2 protein-coding genes are annotated in these 3,634 nt (G+C 69.1%); one reads left to right on the forward strand and one right to left on the reverse strand.

Annotation, left to right across the window (positions count from 1 at the left end; all coding sequences use genetic code 11):
* Positions 1–155: 155 nt before the first annotated feature.
* The gene (locus D8M29_RS10090; RefSeq protein ID WP_127435463.1) at positions 156–1,226 is read right to left on the reverse strand and encodes a GNAT family N-acetyltransferase; all 1,071 of its coding nucleotides are present in this window, start codon (positions 1,224–1,226) and stop codon (positions 156–158) included.
* A 1,206-nt stretch (positions 1,227–2,432) separates the two neighbouring features.
* On the opposite strand from D8M29_RS10090, the gene D8M29_RS10100 reads away from it, so the two are divergent.
* Positions 2,433–3,314: a manganese catalase family protein gene (locus tag D8M29_RS10100; protein WP_127435462.1), complete on the forward strand. Its 882-nt coding sequence runs from the start codon at positions 2,433–2,435 to the stop codon at positions 3,312–3,314.
* Positions 3,315–3,634: the final 320 nt, after the last annotated feature.

The raw sequence follows: 3,634 nt of genomic DNA on the forward strand, positions 1-3,634 counted from the left end.
CGGGCAGCGCGTCGCGCACGGCGATGAGGTTCGCCGCCTTCACGCGCATGCCGAGGCGGTGGCCGCGGTGCTCGGGCAGCACGATGGTGTCCCACTGGTCGATGAGCCCGTCCGGGCGCGAGCGGGGGTGAGGCGGCGCCGCGGGTCGCGGGCCGTCAGCGACGTCGCAGCGGTGCCGGCGCTTCCATGGACGCCTCGGCCAGCACGGGCCGGAAGCCCAGCGCCTCGTTGACGTCGAGCATGTGCCGGTTCTCCTCGGCGTTCCACGTGATGATCGCGCGGGCCCCGGGCAGCGCGTCGCGCACGGCGATGAGGTTCGCCGCCTTCACGCGCATGCCGAGGCGGTGGCCGCGGTGCTCGGGCAGCACGATGGTGTCCCACTGGTCGATGAGCCCGTCCGGGCGCGAGCGGGGCGCCACCAGCTCGCTCAGGGCAACGATCCGACCGGTGGCGCGGTGCCGCGCCACCGCGCGGAAGAGGCGCCCGGTCGTGAGGATCTGCTCGTCCATGCGACGCACGCGGGCCGCGTCCCACACCTGCTCCACCACGGTGCGTTCCCCGGAGGGCACGTCCGTGGCCATGCGGGCCTTGAGGACGGCAAGGTCGTCCTGCAGGGACGCGTCGGCCGCGCCCTCCCAGGCGTGGAGCACGTAGTCCGACGAGACGCGTTCGGCCTCGGCCAGGGCGACGGCGGGGTCGATCCCCGGATCGGCGAAGTCATACCGGCTCACCCGCTCGATCTGGACGAGCGCGAAGCCGTAGGACTGGGCGAGACGCACACCCGGATGCTCGGCGGGCACCGCGCCGACGCCGTTGGGCGGGGTGAGCGCCCGTTGCCCGGCCACCGGCCGCGGCGTCAGCGGCCAGGTCTCGAAACGGGTGAGGCCCGCGGTGTCCAGGACGAGCCGCTCGGCCAGTGCGCGGCCGTGGCCGCGTCCGCGGTGCCGCGGGAGGACGTAGACGTTGAGGGCGGCCGCGTCAGGGTCGTCGACGTGGTTGATCAGGACGCGGGCGTAGCCGACCGCCTCGCCGTCGACGTACGCCAGGTAGCGGCGCTGCGTGTGGTCGGTCTCGGCGGCGGCCTGGATGAGCGCGTCCGTGGGGGTCTCGTCCCACTCGGTCGTGCCGATCAGCTCGTGGTTGTACTCGTCTCCGAGGCGGCAGTAGGCCCGCCAGTGGGGGTCGTCCGACGAGGCGGGCAGGGGGAATTCGATGATGTCAGGCATGCGGTGACTGCTTTCTGAAGAAAGGGGTGGGCGCAGAGGCACCCGTCGAGCCGTGCTCGAGACGGGTGCGCGGGGAGGGCCGGTGGTGGGTCGTCGGACCCCCGGGGTCACTGCTGCTGCATCATGGGGTGAACTGTGTCACGATGCGGATCGGTGGGCAAGGGCCTTTGCTGTCGAGATGCAGGCAAGGTTCCACACGACGCGCGGTGGACTCTTCGCGTATCGGGCGGGATCCGGTCGGCGTGACACTGGGTGTCCAGGTGGGCGCCCCCGCGCACCCCAGGGCTCGCTCGAAACGTACGGACGGCTGCCGCTCTAGCGGGTTGGTTGTGGCGAGCCGTGCGGCGGGCGGGCAGGGCCGGAGGTGGCGCACACGGCGCATGGCGGGCCCCTCGTCACTAACGACCGATTTAGCCGGATGAGCGTGCTCTGATCGACCGGACATCCTCAACCAGGCGGCTCGCCTGGTCGTGGTCGTCCACTACGACGTTGAAGAGCGACCCGTCACGGGTCCGGATCGTGACGCGGGCCCGACCGCCGTTGTTGATGCGGACCCCGCCGGGGGCTGAAGCGCGGCCCGTGACGAACCAGTTGAGGAGTCCGTGGTTCATGCCGTCATCACTGGCTGAAGTGATGTCGGAGATCTCCGAGACGGGAATCGCTCGCCTGCAGAACGGCGCGTGAATCCGCACCTCTGGCGTCGGACCCTCAGGGACGTCGACAGTGATTCGAGCCCCTAGGCTCACCAAGCGGTTTCCACGGACTGTCACTCTCATGCGCCCACGATCCGGCATGATGCGGTTCCGACACCAGGGCGGAGGGCAACAACTCACCCGCCCCAACTTCTCCAGCTGAGGTTATGCCGGACAGCGATCTGTGCGAGATACCGGACATTCATCGGCGCAAGTCACACCGCCTAGCAGGCGACGTGGGGAGACTGCCGGAGACATCTGGGGCGCGTGCCACAAACGACCGTTTAAGCCGCGTGCCTCTGAGAGTCACCTACCCGCCGCATCCGCAGGCGGAGGATGGCGAAAGCGCTCACCCCCCGAGTGGGGCTGGCGTCCATGGCGCGGGTGGTGACCGATGCAGTTCCGGCGTGGGTCAGCACTACACGGGTCGGTCAGACCCGCGTAGCGTCGATGCTGTCCGGCGTGGAGCCCCTCGGGCCTTCACGCATCCGACTTGATCGGGGGGAGTCCTCTTTTGTACATCCACAAGCAGAAGCTTCAGCACGTCTCCAGTCCTGAGAAGCCTGACGCGGTCTACGCCCGCAAGCTGCAGGAGGTGATCGGCGGGCAGTACGGTGAGATCACCGTGGCCATGCAGTACAGCTTCCAGGCATGGAACGCCCACATTCCGGGCAAGTACCGGGACCTGCTCTTCAGCACGGCGGCCGAGGAGTTCGGTCACGTCGAGATGCTCGCCACCATGGTGGCCCAGCTGCTGGAGAAGGCCCCGGTGGGGATCACCACCGACGCCATCCAGGATGACCCGGCCGTGGCCGCCGTCATCGGGGGCACCGATCTGCAGCAGGCCATCGTGGCCGGTGCCGGTGCTCGCCCCGTGGACAGCATGGGGAATCCGTGGACGGCGGCCTACGTCACCGCCAGCGGCAACCTGTTGGCGGACATGACCGCCAACCTCAACGCCGAGATGCAGGGCCGCACCCAGGTGGCCCGGCTCTACCACATGACCGATGACCCGGGCATCCGGGAGCTGCTCTCCTTCCTTCTGGCCCGGGACACGATGCACCAGAACCAGTGGGCGGCGGCTGTGAAGGAGCTGCAGGAGGACGGCCTGGAGGAGATGCCGGTGCCGAGCAACTTCCCGCAGAAGAAGGAGGCCATGGAGCACTCGTACACGCACTACGAATTCTCTGACGGTCAGGCCACTGCGCAGGGTTCGTGGGCTGCAGGCCCCACCCCGGACGGCAAGGGCGAGTTCTCCTACTCGGCCGAGCCGCCGGCGGGGGTCCCCATGCCCCCGCCCACCCACCCGGACTCCCGTTTCTACGGGACCACGGAGGTGCCCAACCGCCTCGAGAAGCTGGCGGGCACGGTGCAGGACAAGCTGCACCGCGAGTGACCCGACCTTCCCGATGAGGGAGTGCACGGGCCCGTCTGCTCCGGCAGGCGGGCCCGTGTCGTCTGTCCCTGTACGGGTCCGCATCTACCTGGCAAGCGCCGTGGCGAGAATGTGCCTCGCCATTCTTGAGGGGATGCGGGCGCTTCGGACAGGGCTGCGTGGTCGCACGGAGTGTTCTTGACCCACGTCCACGCGGGTATACCCCTTTACACGCCCTGCCCTGTGGCTTCGTTCGCTTGGTGGCGGGGTTTTTGCAGCGCTCCGTGGCGGTCTTGTTGCCGCGATCACGCAGGACTGGCTGCAGGTAGGTGTCGCGGTCT

Origin of the sequence: Micrococcus sp. HSID17227, assembly GCF_003989405.1 — a bacterium.
GTDB classification, from domain to species: Bacteria; Actinomycetota; Actinomycetes; order Actinomycetales; family Micrococcaceae; genus Micrococcus; species Micrococcus luteus.

Coding starts and splice junctions, on each gene's coding strand:
- D8M29_RS10090 (WP_127435463.1), bottom strand. CDS start 1,226: ATGCCTGACATCATCGAATTCCCCCTGCCCGCCTCGTCGGACGACCCC.